The sequence below is a fragment of the Acidovorax sp. sif1233 genome, from assembly GCF_019218755.1.
GTDB lineage: Bacteria > Pseudomonadota > Gammaproteobacteria > Burkholderiales > Burkholderiaceae_C > Acidovorax.
On sequence record NZ_JAHUWZ010000012.1, the window covers coordinates 75,958 to 93,626 of the forward strand.

15 protein-coding genes are annotated in these 17,669 nt (G+C 69.4%); 3 read left to right on the forward strand and 12 right to left on the reverse strand.

Annotation, left to right across the window (positions count from 1 at the left end; genetic code table 11):
* Positions 1-21: 21 nt before the first annotated feature.
* Positions 22-681 carry a substrate-binding domain-containing protein gene (locus tag KW843_RS25435; RefSeq protein WP_255594949.1) on the reverse strand — a complete coding sequence of 220 codons (660 nt, stop codon included), beginning with the start codon at positions 679-681 and terminating at the stop codon, positions 22-24.
* 190 nt (positions 682-871) lie between these two features.
* Here KW843_RS25435 and KW843_RS25440 point away from each other — a divergent pair, with 190 nt between their 5' ends.
* Positions 872-1,792, forward strand: coding sequence for a LysR substrate-binding domain-containing protein (locus KW843_RS25440; protein ID WP_218297912.1), 921 nt, complete (start codon positions 872-874; stop codon positions 1,790-1,792).
* Here KW843_RS25440 and KW843_RS25445 read toward each other — a convergent pair.
* The 8 genes from KW843_RS25445 to KW843_RS25480 form a co-directional block, all read right to left on the reverse strand.
* Entirely contained in the window at positions 1,785-2,702 is a 918-nt protein-coding gene (locus KW843_RS25445; RefSeq protein WP_218297928.1) for an NAD(P)-dependent oxidoreductase, read from the reverse strand. The two genes, KW843_RS25440 and KW843_RS25445, sit on opposite strands and share 8 nt — an antisense overlap.
* 62 nt (positions 2,703-2,764) lie before the next feature.
* On the reverse strand, positions 2,765-3,745 hold the full coding sequence (locus tag KW843_RS25450) for a tripartite tricarboxylate transporter substrate binding protein (protein WP_218297913.1): 981 nt from the start codon (positions 3,743-3,745) through the stop codon (positions 2,765-2,767).
* Positions 3,746-3,752: 7 nt separating this feature from the next.
* Complete coding sequence (locus KW843_RS25455) at positions 3,753-4,478, reverse strand: ABC transporter ATP-binding protein (protein WP_218297914.1); 726 nt, start codon at positions 4,476-4,478, stop codon at positions 3,753-3,755.
* On the reverse strand, positions 4,471-5,244 hold the full coding sequence (locus KW843_RS25460; protein WP_218297915.1) for an ABC transporter ATP-binding protein: 774 nt from the start codon (positions 5,242-5,244) through the stop codon (positions 4,471-4,473). Before KW843_RS25460 ends, KW843_RS25455 begins: the two co-directional genes overlap by 8 nt.
* A gap of 1 nt (position 5,245) precedes the next feature.
* Positions 5,246-6,241 (reverse strand): branched-chain amino acid ABC transporter permease, encoded by a 996-nt coding sequence (locus tag KW843_RS25465; RefSeq protein WP_218297916.1) that lies wholly within the window; start codon positions 6,239-6,241, stop codon positions 5,246-5,248.
* Position 6,242: 1 nt separating this feature from the next.
* Positions 6,243-7,115, reverse strand: a complete 873-nt coding sequence (locus KW843_RS25470; protein ID WP_218297917.1) for a branched-chain amino acid ABC transporter permease — start codon at positions 7,113-7,115, stop codon at positions 6,243-6,245.
* A gap of 334 nt (positions 7,116-7,449) precedes the next feature.
* Positions 7,450-8,637: an ABC transporter substrate-binding protein gene (locus KW843_RS25475; RefSeq protein ID WP_218297918.1), complete on the reverse strand. Its 1,188-nt coding sequence runs from the start codon at positions 8,635-8,637 to the stop codon at positions 7,450-7,452.
* 331 nt (positions 8,638-8,968) lie between these two features.
* The gene (locus KW843_RS25480; protein ID WP_255594950.1) at positions 8,969-9,748 is read right to left on the reverse strand and encodes a GntR family transcriptional regulator; all 780 of its coding nucleotides are present in this window, start codon (positions 9,746-9,748) and stop codon (positions 8,969-8,971) included.
* A gap of 288 nt (positions 9,749-10,036) precedes the next feature.
* On the opposite strand from KW843_RS25480, the gene KW843_RS25485 reads away from it, so the two are divergent.
* Together KW843_RS25485 and KW843_RS25490 are read left to right on the forward strand one after the other, a co-directional pair.
* On the forward strand, positions 10,037-11,083 hold the full coding sequence (locus tag KW843_RS25485) for an aromatic ring-hydroxylating dioxygenase subunit alpha (protein WP_218297919.1): 1,047 nt from the start codon (positions 10,037-10,039) through the stop codon (positions 11,081-11,083).
* Positions 11,080-12,045 carry a PDR/VanB family oxidoreductase gene (locus KW843_RS25490; protein ID WP_218297920.1) on the forward strand — a complete coding sequence of 322 codons (966 nt, stop codon included), beginning with the start codon at positions 11,080-11,082 and terminating at the stop codon, positions 12,043-12,045. The genes KW843_RS25485 and KW843_RS25490 overlap by 4 nt, the downstream gene beginning before the upstream one ends.
* Before the next feature lie 213 nt (positions 12,046-12,258).
* On the opposite strand, the gene KW843_RS25495 is transcribed toward KW843_RS25490, so the two are convergent.
* The 3 genes from KW843_RS25495 to KW843_RS25505 all read right to left on the reverse strand — a co-directional run.
* Entirely contained in the window at positions 12,259-12,609 is a 351-nt protein-coding gene (locus tag KW843_RS25495; protein ID WP_218297921.1) for an HPF/RaiA family ribosome-associated protein, read from the reverse strand.
* 244 nt (positions 12,610-12,853) lie between these two features.
* Positions 12,854-14,863 carry a CHASE2 domain-containing protein gene (locus tag KW843_RS25500; RefSeq protein WP_218297922.1) on the reverse strand — a complete coding sequence of 670 codons (2,010 nt, stop codon included), beginning with the start codon at positions 14,861-14,863 and terminating at the stop codon, positions 12,854-12,856.
* A partial coding sequence (locus KW843_RS25505; RefSeq protein ID WP_218297923.1) for a TonB-dependent receptor domain-containing protein occupies positions 14,835-17,669 on the reverse strand: 2,835 nt, incomplete at its 5' end. The genes KW843_RS25505 and KW843_RS25500, both read right to left, overlap by 29 nt.

Genomic DNA, 17,669 nt, shown 5'->3' on the forward strand with positions numbered 1-17,669 from the left:
TTGTGCTGTGGCGCAGGCCGGTCACGCGGGGCTCATGCCCTGCCTATGCTTGGCGTCCGCTGCTTGCGGCGACGCCATGTAGGTCAGCAGTTCGCGCGCGGCATCGGCCTGCTGCGACAACGCGCCGATCCCGGCGGAAAACGTGGTCGTGATCTGGATGGCGGGCGGCAGCGGCCCGACGATGGTGATGCCCTGCACGTGCAGCAGCTCGCTCAGCTGCTGAAAACCGAGTTCCACCTCGCCCTTGGCCACCAGCGAGCCCACGGGCACGCCGGGCGGGGCCTGCACCATGCGGCCGGCGATCTCATCAGCGATGCCCCAGCGCTCGAACAGTTTTGCCAGCGCCACGCCGCTCGGGCCGGTGGAATAGCTGATGCTGCGTGCCGCCAGCACGGCCTGGCGCACGGCGTCTTCGGAGCCGATGTCCGGCAGCGGCGCGCCTGCGGGCACGGCCACCGCCACGCCCGACTGCACCAGGTCCACCACGCTGCCGGGCACGATGCAGCCGGCCGCCAGCAGCCTGGCGATGGCGTCGGAGGCGAGCACCACCACATCGAAGGCCTCGCCGGCCAGCACGCGCTGGGCGGCGTCCACGCCGCCCACGGCCTCGATGCTGGCGCGGTGACCGGTCGCCTGCTCATAGCCGGAGGTCAGCTCGGCCAGCACTTGGCGGGTGGCCATGGACGAGATTCCGCGAAGGTGTTGGGGCATGGCGGGCGTCGATTGGAAAGGGGACAACAAGGCTGCGGCACAGGCGGCGGTGCCGCTGTGTAGGCCGATTCTGGGTGAAGGCAAGCTATACAAAAAGTAGGTACACCATCTATCAGGTATATCATTTACCGATAGGAAACACTCCCCTCTGTCGACCCCCATGGACCTCAAGCAGCTGGAATACTTTGTGCGCGTGGCCGAGCTGGGCAGCTTCACCCGCGCGGCCGCCGCGCTGGACGTGGCGCAGTCGGCACTGAGCCGCCAGATCCGCCTGCTGGAGGTGGAGCTGCGCCAGAACCTGCTGGTGCGCAACGGCCGGGGTGCCACGCCCACCGAGGCGGGCAAGCTGCTGGTGGAGCACGGGCGCGGCATCCTGCACCAGATGGCGCGGGCGCGCGAAGACATGGACCGCATGCGCGGCGGGCTGTCGGGCCGCGTGGCCATCGGCCTGCCCAACAGCGTGGCGCGGGTGATGACGGTGCCGCTGACCCGCGCGTTCCGCCAGGAGCTGCCCGAGGCGCGCCTGTCCATCAGCGAGGGGCTCTCGGGCGCCATCCTGGAGGGGCTGGTCAGCGGGCGCCTGGACATCGTGGTGCTCTACAACGCCCAGCCCTCGCGCGACATCGACGTGTCGCACCTCATCGACGAAGACCTGGTGCTGGTGCGCGTGCGCCCGCCCGGCCTGGCCGAAGACCCGCCGCCCGGCCCCATCCCGCTGGCCGAGGTGGCGCGGCTGCCGCTGATCATCCCATCGCGCCCGAACGCCATCCGCATGCATGTGGAATCGGAAATGGCCAGCATCGGCTGCCGCCCCGAGGTGGCGCTGGAGATCGACGGCGTCTCCGCCATCCTGGACCTGGTGGCCGACGGCGCGGGCTGCGCGGTGCTGTCGCGCAATGCGCTGCTCAACTCGCCCCGGCCTTCGGCCTACACCGCCCAGGTCATCGGCACGCCCGGCAAGCCACCGCTGCGCATCGCGCTATCGCTGGCCACCAGCCTGCAGCGGCCGGCCACGCAGGTGCAAAAGGCGGCGCTGGACCTGATCCAGCGCACCGTGCCGCTGGTTTTCGAGCCTACCTAGAACGGTCCCCCGAGGGGGTTCGGGCCGCAAGCAAGGCATCCGCGTAGTCCTGCCAGCGCGCGCCTTGGGCCACGTCCGCAAACGCGCCCGTGGCGGCCAGGTCGGCCACCCACTGCTGCTTGGCGGCAATGGCCGATGCCATCACGGGCTCCATGCCCGCTTCGCGCACGGTGTGGGCGGACTCGCGCATTTCCTCCGCGCGGCGCTGGCCGTGCTGCACCACGCGGCTCAGGAAGTACGCGCCCTGCGCGCTCCAGTCGATGCCGGGAAAGGTCTCTTGCAGCGTGGGCAGCACCTGGTCTTCCACACCGTAGTGGCGGGCCGTGGCGTAGCTCTCGGCCACCAGCGCCTCCAGGCCCTTGATCATGATGCTGCGGCACATCTTGATGGCGCTGGCGATGCCCAGTTGCGCGCTCACCGGCTTGGCATCCATGCCCCAGCGGCCCAGCACCTCCGCCAGCGCGGCGGCCTGTGCGCCGCCCAGCAGCATGGGAACGCGGATGCCATGGGGCGGCACCGAGGTCATCACGCCCGCCTCCACGTAGTGCGCGCCGCGCGCATCCACCAGCGCGGCCGCCTGCTGCTTGGTGCCGGGCGATGCGGAATTCAGGTCGAGGAACACCGTGCCCGCGCGCAGGTGCGGTGCGGCCGCTGCGGCCACGGCCAGCGTGCTGGAGGCAGTGACGGCCGAGATGACAAGGTCCGAGCGCCCGCACAGCTCGCGCACCGAGGCCGTGGCCACGACGCCCGCCCGGTCTGCGTGCGCGCGCTCTGCGGACGCTGTGCGATCGTCCCCGAACTTCAGGTCCCAGGCAGCGATGCTCGCCACGCCCGGCCGGCCCTTGAGGCCCGTGCCGAAAATCTTGCCCACCTCGCCGTAGCCAATGAGGCCGATGTGTTCAATCTGCAGGTTCATCTTTTGCCTCCGTGTCGACGCTGCCCCCGGGCGCACCATGCGCCTTGCGGAGCGCCCTACTGCCGCGCGATCTTGGCCCGGGCGATCACATCGGCCCAGCGCCGCGCGTCGGCCGCCAGGTGTTCGCTGGCCTGCGCGGGTGTGCTGCCCTGGGCCTGCAGGTTCAGCTCCAGCAGGCGTTTTTTCACGTCGGGCTGGGCCAGGGCCGCCTGCACTTCGCGCGAGAGCCGCTCCACCACGGCGGGCGGTGTGCGCGCGGGCACGGCCAGGCCGTTCCAGGACGTGACGTTGAAGCCCTCCAGCGGGCCGCCGCTTTCGCGCACCGTGGGCACACCGGGCAGCTGCGGCGCGCGCCGGGCGCCCAGCACGGCCAGCGGGCGCAGGGCCTTGGCGGCGACCTGCGGCATCAGAGCGCCGAGGATGTCCACCATGGCGTCCACCTCGCCGCCGCGCACGGCCGTGATGACCGGCGGCGTGCCGTTGAAGGGCACCACCTGGGCGTCGATGCCGGCAGTCACCTTGAAGAGCTCGGCCGCCAGGTTCTGCGTGGTGCCGATCTGCGGCGTGCCGATGTTGAGCTTGCCCGGGTGGGCGCGGCCATAGGCCAGCAGGTCCGCCAGGGTGGAAAAGCGCCCGCCTTCGCGCACGACGATCGCGAGGTCGAAGGTGGCCAGCAGGGACACCGGCGCGAAGTCCTTAAGGGTGTCGAAAGGCAGCGAATGGAACAGCGCGGCGCTCACCGCCGTGCCGCTGCTGATGAGCAGCAGCGTGTGGCCGTCGGGCTCAGCACGCGCCACCAGTTCGCCCGCCACCACGCCGCCGGCGCTGGGCTTGTTCTCGATCACCACGCTCTGCCCCAGGGGGCCCGCGATTTTCTGGCCCACCGTGCGCGCCGTGATGTCGGCCGCGCCGCCCGCGGCGTTGGGCACCACGATGCGGAGGGGGCGCGAGGGGAACGCCGGCTGCTGCGCCTGGCTCCCGGCCGCGAAAGGCACGGCGCACAACGCCAGCAGGGTTCTGCGGTGCAGGAAGGCCATGGCGGATCTACCGCGCCACGCCCAGCAGGCGGCCGAGCAGCTCGGGCTGCGCCTGCAGCTCGGCGGCCGTGCCGGTGTGCACCACGGTCCCCCGGTCCAGCACGGCGGCCTGGTCGGAGATCGCCAGGATGGCCTGCGGGTGTTGCTCCACGATGATGGCCGACAGGCCTTCTTCGCGCGTGATGCGGCGGATGGCGCGCAGCAGCTCTTCCACGATGATGGGCGCCAGGCCTTCGAGCGGCTCGTCGAGCAGCAGCAGGCGCGGGTTGAGCACCAGCGCGCGGCCCACGGCCAGCATCTGCTGCTCGCCGCCCGACAGCTGCGTGCCCAGGTTGGTCTTGCGTTCGGCCAGGCGCGGAAACATTTCGTACACGCGCTCTGGGGTCCAGGGCCGGGCACTGGAACCCTTGCGGCCGGGGCGCGCCACGGCCGTGAGGTTCTCGTGCACCGTGAGCGACTTGAAGATGTTGCGCTCTTGCGGCACCCAGCCGATGCCCGCCGCCGCGCGCTCGTGCGAGGGCAGCCTGTGCAGCACGGCACCGCCCAGCGACACGCTGCCGCCATGCTGGCGCGTGGCCCCCGCCAGGGTGTTGATGAGCGTGGTCTTGCCGGTGCCGTTGCGGCCCAGCAGCGCCAGGGTGTCGCCCTCGGCCAGCGAGAGGGAGATGCCTTGCAGCACCACGGCCTCGCCGTAGCCCGCGCTGAGGCCTTCGATCTTCAACAGCTCAGGCATGCGCATCCTCCCCATGCCCCAGGTACACGGCCTTCACCTGCGGGTCGTTGGCAATCGTGTCCGGGTCACCCTCGGTGAGCACCGTGCCGTTGACCAGCACCGTCATGCGGTTGGCAAAGCTGAAAACCAGGTCCATATCGTGTTCGATCAACAGTACCGAGACATCGGCGGGCAGTGCCGCCACGGTCTGCAGCAGTTCTTCGCGTTCGCCCGCAGGCACGCCGGCCACGGGTTCATCCAGCAGCAGCACGCGCGGTTCGCAGGCCAGGGCGATCGCGATCTCCAGCAGGCGGCGCTTGCCGTAGGCCAGCACGCGCGTTTCCTCGGCCATCACGGAGGTCAGGTGGAACTGCTCGAGCAGTTGCTCGCAGCGCTCGGTGACCGCACGGCGCGCGCCCAGCGGCTGCCACCATTTGCCGCCCAGGCCCTGGTGCTGCGACACGGTGAGCGCCAGGGTTTCCAGCGGCGTGAGGCTGTCGAACAGCTGGTTGATCTGGAAGGTGCGCACCATGCCGCGCGCCACGCGCTGGTGCGGCGCCAGGCGCGTGATGTCCTGCCCTTCGAGCACGATGGAGCCTTCGGTGGGCTCCAGCACGCCGGTCAGCAGGTTGATCAGCGTGGTCTTGCCCGCGCCGTTGGGGCCGATGAGCGCATGGCGTGCACCCTTTTTCAGATCGAGCGTGACGTTGTTCGTGGCCGTGATGCCGCCGAAGCGCTTGACCAGTCCCTGCGCCGACAGCACGGTGGTGGAGGTTGTCGTGTTCATATCAATGGCCTCCCGCGCTGGAGCTGGCGCCGGGCTTGCGCCCGGCGCGGAACCAGGTCCAGGGGCGGAACAGGCGGTCGCGCCCGACCAGCACCAGCACCACGAGGAACAGGCCGATCCAGAACGTCCAGTACTGCGGCGTGACGGAGGAGATCACGTCCTGCAGCAGCTTGAAGCCCACGGCGCCCAGGATGCCGCCGTAGAGCCAGCCCACGCCGCCGATCACGAGGATCAGCATCACGTCGGCCGAGCGGTGGAACTCGAACAGGTCGAGCGACGCAAAGCCCGTGGTCTGCGTGAGCAGCGCGCCCGCGGCGCCCGCCAGTGCGGCGGCCAGCGTGTACACCTGCGCCAGCTTGGCCGTGACGGGGATGCCGATGGCCATGGCGCGCAGCCGGTTGTCGCGGATGGCCTTGAGCGTGGCGCCGAACGGCGACTGCACGATGCGCCGCGCGATGAGGAAGAACACCAGCAGCACGGTGAGCGAATACCACGCCGCCGTGCGCCCGTATAGGTCGAACTCGAACTGGCCGAGCACCGGGCCCATCACCACGCCCTGCAGGCCGTCGGCACCGCCGGTCAGCCAGTCGAGCTTGTTGGCCAGCTCCAGCATGATGAGGCCCACGCCCAGCGTGACCATGAGCCGCGTGAGGTCGGTGCCGCGCATGATGGTGAGCGAGGCCACCGCCCCCAGCACCGTGGCCGCCGCGATGCCCACCGCCAGGCCCACCAGCGGGTCGGGCATCACGTGCTTGGCGAACAGCGCCGCCGCATAGCCGCCCAGGCCGAAGAAGGCCGCATGGCCCAGCGACACGATGCCGGTGTAGCCCAGGATCAGGTCCAGCGACAGGGCGAACAGCGCCACGATGGCGATCTCGTTGATGATGAGCGCATGGCTGGGCAGCGCCAGCGGCGCCACGAAGGCCAGGATCCAGAAGATGGGTTCCCACCAGCGAAAGCGCCGGGCCTTCAAGAGGATGGAGGTCTGAGCGTTCATCTCATTTCCCTCCCTTGCGGACAAACAGGCCCTGGGGCCGCCAGATCAAAATCACGATCATGAGGCTGTACACGATGAAGGCACCCAGCTTGGGGATGTAGTACTTGCCCGCCACGTCGGCGATGCCCAGCAGCAGCGCGGCCAGCAGCGGGCCGGTGATGGACGAGGTGCCGCCCACCGCCACCACGATCAAAAAGTAGATCATGAACTTGAGCGGAAAGCTCGGGTCCAGCCCCAGCACCTCGGCGCCCAGCGCTCCGCCCAGCCCCGCCAGGCCCGAACCAAACGCGAAGGTGGACAAAAACACGATGTTCACGTTGATGCCCATGCCGGCGGCCACGCGCTGGTCGTCCACGCTGGCGCGCAGGCGGCTGCCGAAGCGGGTCCTGGCCAGCACGTACTGCAGCCCTACCGTGAGCGCCGCGCACACCGCGATGATGAACAGCCGGTAGTGCCCCATGCCCAGCATGAAGGCGCCGCTGCCGATCTCGGTGCGGCCCTTGAGCCATTCGGGCAGCTGCATGATCTGCTGGGTGGAGCCCACAAAGTAGTCCACGCTGGCCACGGCCATGAAGACCAGCCCGATGGAGAACAGCACCTGGTCCAGGTGCGCCTTGTTGTAGAGCGGCCGGTACAGCGTGCGCTCCAGCACCGCCCCCAGCAACGCCGTGCCGACAAAGGCCAGAGGCAGGCACACCAGAAACGGCACGCCCAGCCGCTGCATCAGCAGCACCGTGATGTACCCGCCCGCCATGGCAAAGGCACCGTGCGCCAGGTTGATGAAGTTCATCAACCCCATGGTCACGGCCAGGCCCACCGCCAGGATGAACAGCAGCATGCCGTAGGCAACGCCGTCGAAAAGAATGGTCAGCATGAAATCACTTCAATGAAGACGAACAAGAGTCATGGGCTCGTGCACGGCGCCCTGGCTTCGGCAGGCTCAGCCTGAACGGGTGGTCCCTCTCCACAAGCTCAGCCTGAACGGTGACGCCCTGGCTTCGACATGCTCAGCCCGAACGGGTGGAGGAAAGAGGGCCACCGACCCCAAAAACTGGCACGCCCCACACCGGATGGAAAACCGCCCCCGCCCGCAACAACCGGCGCGCCCCAGGCCAGTGCCACCGTGGAACTGGCTTCGCCAGGCCACGGGTGGCGTCCCCCTCCGGGGGAAGGCGCGAAGCGACTCAGGGGGGCTTCCTATCCCGGGGTTACTTGGTTTTTCCGGGGTCCTTCACATCCTTGATCACATCGAACTCCACGTTGTACAGCTGCCCATTCACGCGCTCCACCTTGCGCAGGTACACGTTCTGCACGATGTCGCGGGTCTGCGCGTCGATGAACACCGGGCCGCGCGGGCTTTCAAAAACCTGGCCCTTCATGGCGGCCAGCAGCGCGTCGCCACCACCCGCGCCCTTGGTGGTGCGCAGCGCTTCGTAGATCACGCGCATGCCGTCGTAGCCGCCCACGGCCATGAAGTTGGGGCGCAGGCCCTTGTTGGCCTTCTCGAAGGCATCCACGAACTTCTTGTTCAGCGGCGAGGGGTGCGCGGCCGAGTAGTGGTGCGAGGTGACCACGCCCAGGGCGCCGTCGCCCATGTCGTTGAGCTGGTCGTCATCGGTCACGTCGCCAGTGGCGATGAGCTTGATGCCGGCCTTGTCCATGCCGCGTTCCAGGAACTGCTTCATCACCGCGGCGCCCGCGCCCGAGGGCACGAACACGAACAGCGCGTCGGGCTTGGCGTCGCGCACCTTCTGCAGGAAGGGCGCGAAGTCGGGGTTGCGCAGCGGCACGCGCAGGGCCTCGGTCACCTGGCCGCCGTTGAACGTGAGGCGCTGGTTGAAGTACTTCTCGGCGTCGATGCCGGGGCCATAGTCGCTCACCAGCGTCACCACCTTCTTGATGCCGTTCTTGGGCGCCCAGTCGGCCAGGGCCACCGACACCTGGGGCAGCGTGAAGCTGCTGCGCACCACGTAGGGCGATGCCTCGGTGATGCTCGACGTGGCGGCCGCCATCACCACCAGCGGGGTCTTGGACTGCGTGGCCAGCGGCGCCGTGGCCATGGCCGACGGCGTGATGCCCATGCCGGCGAGCACGTTCACCTTCTCGTTCACCACCAGTTCCTGGGCCAGGCGGCGCGTCACGTCGGGCAGGCTGGTGTCGTCCTTGATGATGAGCTGCACCTTCTTGCCGGCCACGGTGTCGCCGTTCTGCGCCATGTAGAGCTTGGCGGCGGCCTCGATCTGGCGCCCCGTGGTGGCCTGCTGGCCTGTCATGGGCAGGATGAGGCCGATCTTGAAGACGTTGTCCTGCGCCGACGCGGGCACGGCGGCCAGGAGGCCTGCGGACAAAGCCAGGGCGGCAGCGGCCGAGGCGCGAAGAAGGTGGCGTTTTTGCATCGTTGTCTCCTGTGGAATGTCGTTGTATACAGCAACTGCTGGCCGGAGTTTGGAGCGTGGGGCGTCATTTCACAAGTGGGATTTCCGACTTTTAGATATCGCCAAATGGGATAACTAAGCCTTCCGCCGGGTGCCCTGGGGCGGCACCCTGTCCTTCGGGCGCAGAGGGCAGCCACGGGCTGGGGCCAACCCGGACTCGCCGGGGCCGCGCCCGCCTGCTTCATGCGCGGCACCCTGGAGGGCCGGCAAAAGTCCACATCGCCGCAGTATCAAAAAGATAGCTGCTGGCGCTTTCCACATATGCCTCGAAACCCATTTTCCCGTCCAAGAATCACCCGCGCTCGCGGATGAGCCCCACACCCGGCAGCCCCTGCACCTGCGCCGCCTGCACGGCCGCCAGCAGGTTGCGCCGGGTGATGCGCGAGTGTTCGCGCATGATGGCCTCCGCCCGCGCGCCCTCGCGGCGTTCGATGGCATCCAGGGCCTGGCGGTGCTGGTCCTGCGCCACCACCAGCATGTCGCGCGCCGCGTGCGAATGCGTCTGGACCACCACGAAGGCCGAGGGCGACGCGAAGGGCAGGCCCTTGACGCGGTCCAGCTCGCGCGCAATGACATCGCTGCCCACCATGCGCCTGAGCAGCAGGTGAAAACGCGCGTTGAGCTCCACGTAGCGCGCGAAGCCCTCGTCGTCCAGCGTGCGCGGAACCAGGGCGGCATCGATGTCGTCCAGGCAAGCGTGGGCCTGGGCCAGCACGGCGGCCTCCACACCGCGCTCGGCGGCCAGGCGCGCGGCCAGCCCTTCCATGGTGCCGCGCAATTCGATGGCATCGGCGACATCCGTCTCGGAGAAGGTGCGCACCGCATACCCGCCCCCGGGCAGCCGGTGCAAAAGCCCTTCCTGCTCCAGCCGCATCAGCGCCGCGCGGATGGGCGTGCGCGACACCCCCAGTTTTTCCACGAGCGTCAGTTCGGCGATGCGCGCACCGCCCGGCAGCTCGCCCGCCAGGATCATCTCGCGCAGCCGCAACTGCGCCTTCACGGCCTGGGAGGCGCCCGCGTCAGCCACGGGGGAAGGACCGGAAGCGGTCAAGGGGTCGTCGTTCAGATTCATGGGGGGAGCTCCACGCCCGGCCTTGCGCAGGCCGGCGAAGAAATACACAGACAGAGGCGCCATGTGGCGCCCCTCAATGTATACAGAAATTTCCACTCGGATTCACAACACGCCCAGCAAAATCAATCAAAACAACAACTTATAGGCCATGCCAATGTGCGATAGCTGATTTCGCTGATTTTTATGTATACAGCGCCGCCGGCATTTCGCACAATTCGGACCAGCGCCCAGGCTTTGCGGCCGTGCCGCCCCGGGCCCCACGACCCCCACAGAAAGAGACAAACCGCCATGTATCCCAAGAACGCCTGGTACGTCGCCTGCACACCCGACGAAATCGCGGACAAGCCCCTGGGCCGCACCATCTGCGGCGAGAAGATCGTGTTCTACCGCCCCGCGCCCGACCAGGTCGCCGCGCTCGACGACTTCTGCCCCCACCGGGGCGCGCCGCTGTCGCTGGGCACCGTGTGCGACGGCCACCTGCAATGCGGCTACCACGGCCTGCGGGTGGAATGCACGGGCAAGTCGGTGTCCATGCCCGGCCAGCGCGTGCAGGGGTTTCCCAAGGCGCGCAGCTTTCCGGTGGTGGAGCGCTACGGCTTCATCTGGGTGTGGCCCGGCGACGCGGCCCAGGCGGACCCGGCCACCATCCACCACCTGCCCTGGGCCGACAACCCCGAATGGGCCTATGGCGGCGGGCTGTACCACATCGCCTGCGACTACCGCCTGATGATCGACAACCTGATGGACCTCACGCACGAGACCTACGTGCATGCCACCAGCATCGGGCAAAAGGAAATCGACGAGGTGCCCTGCAAGACCCGCGTGGAGGGCGACGAGGTCATCACCAGCCGCTTCATGGAAGGCATCGAAGCCCCGCCGTTCTGGAAGATGGCGCTGCGCATGAACGGCCTGCCCGACGACCAGCCCGTGGACCGCTGGCAGATCTGCCACTTCACGCCACCGAGCCACGTGCTGATCGAAGTGGGCGTGGCGCTGGCAGGCCACGGTGGCTACGACGCGCCGGCCGACAAGAAGGCGTCGAGCATCGTGGTGGACTTCATCACGCCCGAGACCGAGACCTCCATCCACTACTTCTGGGGCATGGCGCGCAACTTCAAGCCGCAGGACCCGTCGCTCACCACGCAGATCCGCGAGGGCCAGGGCAAGATCTTTGCCGAAGACCAGGAAATGCTGGAGCTGCAGCAGCAGAACCTGCTGCGCTACCCCGAGCGCAAGCTGCTCATGCTCAACATCGACGCGGGCGGCGTGCAATCGCGCAAGGTGCTGGACCGCGCCCTGGCAGCCGAACGCGCGCCCGCGGAGCAGCCGGCATGACCGCGCAGGAGACCCTGCAGGTCCGCGTGGCCAGCAAGCGGGCCGAGGCCGAAGGCATCGCCAGCTTCGAGCTGGCGCGCGTGGACGGCGCGGCACTGCCCCCTTTCAGCGCGGGCTCGCACATCGACGTGCACCTGCCCGGGGGGCTGACCCGGCAGTACTCGCTGTGCAACGCCTCGCACGAATCGCACCGCTACCGCATCGCGGTGCTGCGCGACCCCGCTTCGCGTGGCGGCTCGGTTGCCATGCACGACAGCGTGCACGAGGGCGACGTGATCACCATCAGCACGCCGCGCAACCACTTCGCGCTGCACCCGGCGCAGCGCACGCTGCTCCTGGCGGGCGGCATCGGCGTGACGCCGCTGCTGTGCATGGCCGACCGGCTGGCGCACACGGGCGCCGACTTCACGCTGCACTACTGCACCCGCTCGGCCGAACGCACGGCGTTCGCCGGCGAGATCGCGGCCTCGGCCATGGCGCCGCACACGCAGTTCCACTTCGATGCGGGCGCTCCCGGCCAGAAGCTCGACCTGCCCGCGGCGCTGGCCGGACCCGGGCCCGACAAGCGCCTGTATGTGTGCGGCCCCCCGGGCTTCATCGACCACGTGGTGACCACCGCCAAGGCCCTGGGCTGGCCGCAGGACCATATCCACCTCGAATACTTTGGCGCCCCCGCGCAGGACACCTCGGGCGATCAGGACTTTGACGTGCGCATTGCCAGCACCGGCAAGGTCTACCGCATTGCCTGCGATGTGTCGGTGGTGGAGGCCCTGCGCAGCGAAGGCATCGACATCCTGACCTCGTGCGAGCAGGGCGTGTGCGGCACCTGCCTCACGCGCGTGCTGGAGGGCGAGGTGGACCACCGGGACATGTACCTCACCGACGAAGAAAAAGCGGGCAACGAGCAGTTCATGCCCTGTTGCTCGCGCGCGCGCAGCAAGCTGCTGGTGCTGGATCTGTGAAATTGCCCCCCTGAGTCGTCCGTGGCGCCGTCCTCCTGAAGGGGGACGGCGCCCGCGCAGCGGGGCGGGGCGTTGTTGCTTGGCGGGCCTCGCGGGGGGCACGCCCAGCTCATGCCCCCGCTCCAGGACAAACACCAGGCTCCTGGAAAAGCTCCTGAATTTATAGCTGCCAGCGCTTATCCATCAAGCGCTGGCGGCCAATTTCATTCAAAACTACTCTTCCACCGCCGTCCGGATGGTGTCGCGGCCGTGGCGGTCCTTGGCCCGGCCCAGGTCGGTATCGAGGGCGCGGCCCAGCTTGTCGGCGGCACCGATGAAGGCGTTGGCCATCTTGTCGGCTTCGTCGGTCACGGTGATGGGCTGGCGACCCGTCACGCGCGCTTCGATGCGGCAGCGCTTGTCGTTGGCGCCGGACTTGCCCGCATCCAGGTCCGACAGAAACACCTCCAGCCGCGTGACGTGATCCTGAAAGCGCGACAGGCGGCTTCGGGATTCATCCGTGATCCACTGCGCGAGCGACTCGCCGCCGTGGATGTGGTCGTCTGTGTTGACGTGTACTTGCATCGGGGTTCCTTTCAGATGACGTTGCTTGAGAAACCTGTCTGACTGGGAGTCGTCGGCTGCGGATTGGCCGCAGCGGTCCATTTTTTTACCGTCTTTGGCCCCATGGCTCGGCCATGGGGCTGCAAATCCAGCAAAACCATCCTCGCTGGGCCAATCTTCGCTTCGACGCTCCAGGTCAGACAGGCTCCTGACCCCATGATGGCACCGCGGGCCATGTCCCCGGTGAATACATGTCAAAACATCCTCACAACTTGTCCAGCGCCACGGCGGGCGACCAGGCGCCGCCAGCGGGCAAGGCGCGCGCCAGGGCCACGCGCTCCTGCAGGCGCAGCGCCGCCGCATCACCGGGCACGCGCGCCAGCACCTGCGCCAGATGGCCATTGGCGCGCTCCCAGTCGCGCGCATGGAAGGCGTCCAGCGCCGCCAGGCTGGCATCGCGCACCACGGCATCGTCGCAGGGCGTGAACACGCGCACCGGCTCGGTCTTGCCCTTGACGATCACATCGTCCAGCGCGCGCAGCGCCACCGAGGCGGGCAACTGCGCGGCCGTGGCGGCCGACAGCAGGATGCCCGTGCCAAACGCCTTGTTGGCGCCCTCCAGCCGGGCCGCGAGGTTCACCGCGTCGCCGATCGCGGTGTACGAAAAGCGCTGTTCCGACCCGACGTTGCCCACGACCACCCGCCCCGTGTGCAGGCCGATGCGCATGTGGATGGGCGGCAGCCCCCGCGCCACGAGGTCGGCCACCAGCGCCTGCATCGCCTGCTGCATGGCGATGGCCGCCTGCACCGCATGCAAGGCATGCTGCGGGTCGTCCAGCGGCGCGCCCCAGAACGCCATCACGGCATCGCCGATGAACTTGTCCACCGTGCCGCCGCTGGCATGCACGATGGGCGTCATCGCGTTGAAATAGCCGGTGAGGACCTCCACGGTCTGCTCCGCGCTCAGCTGCTCGGACAAGGTGGTGAAGTTGGCCAGGTCGGTGAACATCAGCGTCACCTCGCGCGCCTCGCCGCCCAGGCGCATCAGCCCGGGCTGCGCGATGAGGCGCGAGACCACGGCGGGGGGCACGTACTGCGCGAACATCGCCCGCGTCTGGCGGGCCCGCTGGCGCACGATGGCAAAGCCCACGAGCGCGGCCGCGCCGTAGACGGCCACCGCGGCCGCGGCGGGCAGCAGCGGCGGCCACCAGAGGCGAAAACCGGCGAACAGCCACCACGACACCGCCCCCATCGCCACCACCAGCGCCCCCGTGAGCGCCGCCGCGCCCGCCGGGTGCAGGCGGCGGCTGCCCCACAGCAGCACGGGCACCAGCAAGGCGGTGAGCGCGAGCGTCCAGCCCTCCGAAACGCTGCGCAGCCCGCCGCCGGACAGGAAGTTGTCCACCAGCGTGGCCTGCAGCTCCACCCCCGGGAACAGCCGCTCGCCCCCCGCCGTGCCAAACGGCGAATTGAAGAGATCGGCCTGCGAGCGCGTGAGCTCGGTGGCCGTGCGCGCCGAGCGCCCCACCAGCACGATCTTGCCTTTGAAGAAGCCCGCGGGCAGCAGGCCCGGCTCCAGCGCCTGGTAGTACGAGCGCGTGTCAAAGGTGCCACGCGGGCCCCGGTAGCCAATCCAGTCGAAGTGGCGCAGCACCGGCATCTGGCCGCGCGCCTCGGCCGCGCGCTGCGCCAGGCGCAACGCAAAACTCTCGCGCGCCACCGGGGCGCGGCGCACCACGAAGTCGTCGTCCGGCTCCACGCCGGCATCGCCCGCATCGGCACCGGCGTCCAGAAAACGCTGCAGCGGCAGAACGTCCATCCACAGCGCGGCGTTGGCACTGTCGATCTTCTCGCGGGTGGCGGCCAGGACCACGGGGCCGGTCTCGGCGATGCTGCGCGCCAGGGCGGCGTCTTGCGCCTCGGTGGACGGGTCGGCGAACACGATGTCCAGGCCCACGGCGGCGGCGCCCTCCGCGTGCAGGCGCCGCAGCAGGGCCGCATGCATGCCGCGCGGGAACGGCCAGGTCTGCTGCAGTTCCTGGAAGGTGGGTTCGTCGATCGCCAGGATCACCACGGGCAGGCCTGGACGCTGCGGCGCGGCCAGGGCCGTGAGCACGTCGAAGGTCTTGAACTCCAGCGCGTGCCACGGGCGGCTGAGCGTGGCGGCGCCCACCAGCAGCAGCGCCAGCGCGCAGGCCCCCAGCGACAGCAGCCGCTGCCGGCGCCGCGCGGTGGGCGCGGCAGGCTCAGAAGCGGTAGCGCGCGTCCAGGACATAGCGGGTCTTCCTGCGGTCCGACTTCGGCGCCCACAGGTTCATGGCGGCCACACCCACGACCCAGTGCTTGTCCTGCGATTCCCAGAACCCCATGAGGTCCACGCCCCAGCCCGGCGCGATGCGCGTGAGGTTCTCCTTGTCCTCGAAGCGCTCCGACCGGTACACCGCGCGGCCGCTCAGGTACAGCCGCTGCGGGCTGGCCCAGGTGGCGCCCACCGCCAGCGTGTGGCGCGGGATGTAGGGGATGCGGCCCACGGGCACGTCCGCGTCGTAGCTGCGGCTTTCGCTGCCCTGGTAGAGGTACTTGGCATAGCCCGACCAGCGCCGGCTGAACATGTGGTTGAGGCCCGCACCCAGGGTTTTGAGCGTGCCGGAGTCGAAGCTGGGCGTGTCTTCCAGCAGGTCGGTGGTCGAGAGGTTGACGAGCTGCGCGTTGCGCATTTCTTCGAGGAACGGCAGGCTGGGCGTGCGCAGGTCCACGCCCACGGTGCCGGGGTTGCGCACGCGCAGGTGGTCCGCGCGCAGGCTCAGGAAGGTGCTCGCACCCAGCTCCAGGCCCACCTGCGCCACGGTGCGCTTGTGGCGGCCGCCGGCCTCGACCAGACGGTCCTCGACGGGAATTCCCGCCGTTTCCACGCTGGTGAGCGTCGATACGCTGAGCGGGCGCAGCCAATCCTGGTAGGCCATGCGCACCGTAGTGCCCTGCGCTGGCTGCCAGACGAGGCCGACGCGCGGCGTGACCACGCGTTCCATCTCGGCGCGGCGCGCCTCCTCCTCGCTGAAGTGGTCCAGATTCACCAGGTAGCTCTGCGTCAGGCCATCGACGCGGTGGCGTATCTGCTGCAGGCCCAGCGCCGCATCCAGGTTCAGCGCGGGGTCCAGGCGCTGGGTCGTGGCCAGGGTCAGGGCGGTGTAGCGCCGGTCCACGCGGTTGTACCCGCCCACCAGCAGGTAGTCGCGGTACTCGCCCACGCCCGGGATGTTGGCGCCCACGGCCGCCTCGCCCCCGATCAGGTTGTTCTGGCGTTCGCGCACGTGCTCCAGCGCCACGCTCCAGCGGCTGCCGGGCGCGGTGTCCACCGTATGGCGCAGTTGCAGGTCGGTGAACTGTTTCTTGGGTTCGCTGCTCACGCCCATCAGGCTCACGAAGGGCGGCTGCAGATACAGCGTGGGGTAGCGCAGCAGCAGGATGTCCTCCACGCTGCGCCCCAGCTTGATCCAGGTCTGCTCGGTCGGCCCCCAGCGGTAGGACATGCCCAGGGCGCCCTGGGTGCTCTTGTTGTCCATGGAGGTCTCGAACAGGTTCTGGCTGCGCAGGCGCATGTCGAACTGGTTCACATAGGCAAACAGGTTGATGCGCTCGGTGGGCTGCATGCCTGCGCCCACCGTGACCGCGCGTGCGCGCACATCGCCATAGCCGCCCCGCACGGCCGGGGCATCGTTGACCTGCAGATCGAACGGAAACTCGCTGGCATTGGCCGACTGCGCCTTGAAGAACCACGACACGGGCACGTGGGTGTTGTCCATGCCGTTGAGGGTGACCGCGGGCGCCCGCATGCGGTACAGGTCCTTGTCCAGCGTCACCCCCACGGCCCCGTGCGCGCCCGGCTGCTGCAGCAGCGACGAATACCGCTGGCTCGCGCCAAACGCCATCGGGTCCGTGAGGAAGCCCTGGAACAGCGCCGAGTTCTTGTTGAACTCGCCCGGGTAGCGGTCCGCCAGGAACAGGTGGCTGCCGCCCCAGTACGGGTAGAAGCTCTGCTGCGCCAGCTCCAGCGCCCAGTCCTCCATGCCGAAGAACGCGAGCGAGGCGCCCAGGTTGGCGCTGCCCTTCTGGTCATTGGCCACCTGGTTGAGGGACTTGAGATAGGGCATGCGTTCGACGGCGGCGCGGGCCGCCTCCACGGCCTCGCCAGGCTGGAACAGGTCGGTGTGGATCTGCGCGAGCAGCATGTACGGGACGGGGTCCTTGTCGTCCAGGGCGCTGGCCTGGTGCAGCGTGGCCAGGGCATCGTGGTGGCGGCCGAGCTGGTAGTACGCCACGGCCGTCCAGGTCTTGGCGCGCGCGTAGCGGGGCTCCATCACCCCGGCGCGCAGGAACACGTCGAGCGCGGCCTGCGGCTGGCCCTGCTTGAGGTGCAGCAGCCCCTGCCCCGTGAGCGCCACATAGTCCGCCGGGTTCTCGCCGAGCGCCGTGTTGAATGCCTGGCCCGCTTCCGTGAACTGGTTGGCGAAGGTCTCCAGCGTGCCCAGTTCGCCCCAGGCGCCCGGGCTCTGCGGCGCGAGCGCCAGGGCCTGCTTCAGGCTGGCGCGGGCCGGGCCGGAGTCCTCGCGCTCCGTGTGCGCGCTGCCCAGGCCCTGCCAGCCGCGCGCGTCGCCCCCGGCCAGCCGCGTGGCCTCGGTGTAGGCCGCCAGCGTGGCGGGCGCATCGCCCCGGCGGCGGGCCAGCTCGGCGCGCACCAGGGCGATCTCCGCGTGCGCGGTGCCCTGCGCCGGGGCCAGCGTGGCCGTGGCGTCCTCCACGCGGTCGCTCAGCATCTGCGCCCGGGCCAGCTGGGCCACCAGCGCGGGGTGCGCGGGCCAGTGCTGCAACGCCGTGCGCAGGGTCTGCGCGGCGGCGGCACCATCGCCGTCCATGAGCTGCAGGTCCGACTGCATCAGCCACGCGGGCAGCGGGGCGGCGGCCGGCGCGGCGGCGGCGAGCTGGCGCGCCAGCAGTTCGCGGGCGGCCAGCACCTCGCCGGCCTGCAGCGCGATGGCGGCGTCCATCACCGCCGCCCACGGTGCGGGCGCCTGGCCCCGCGC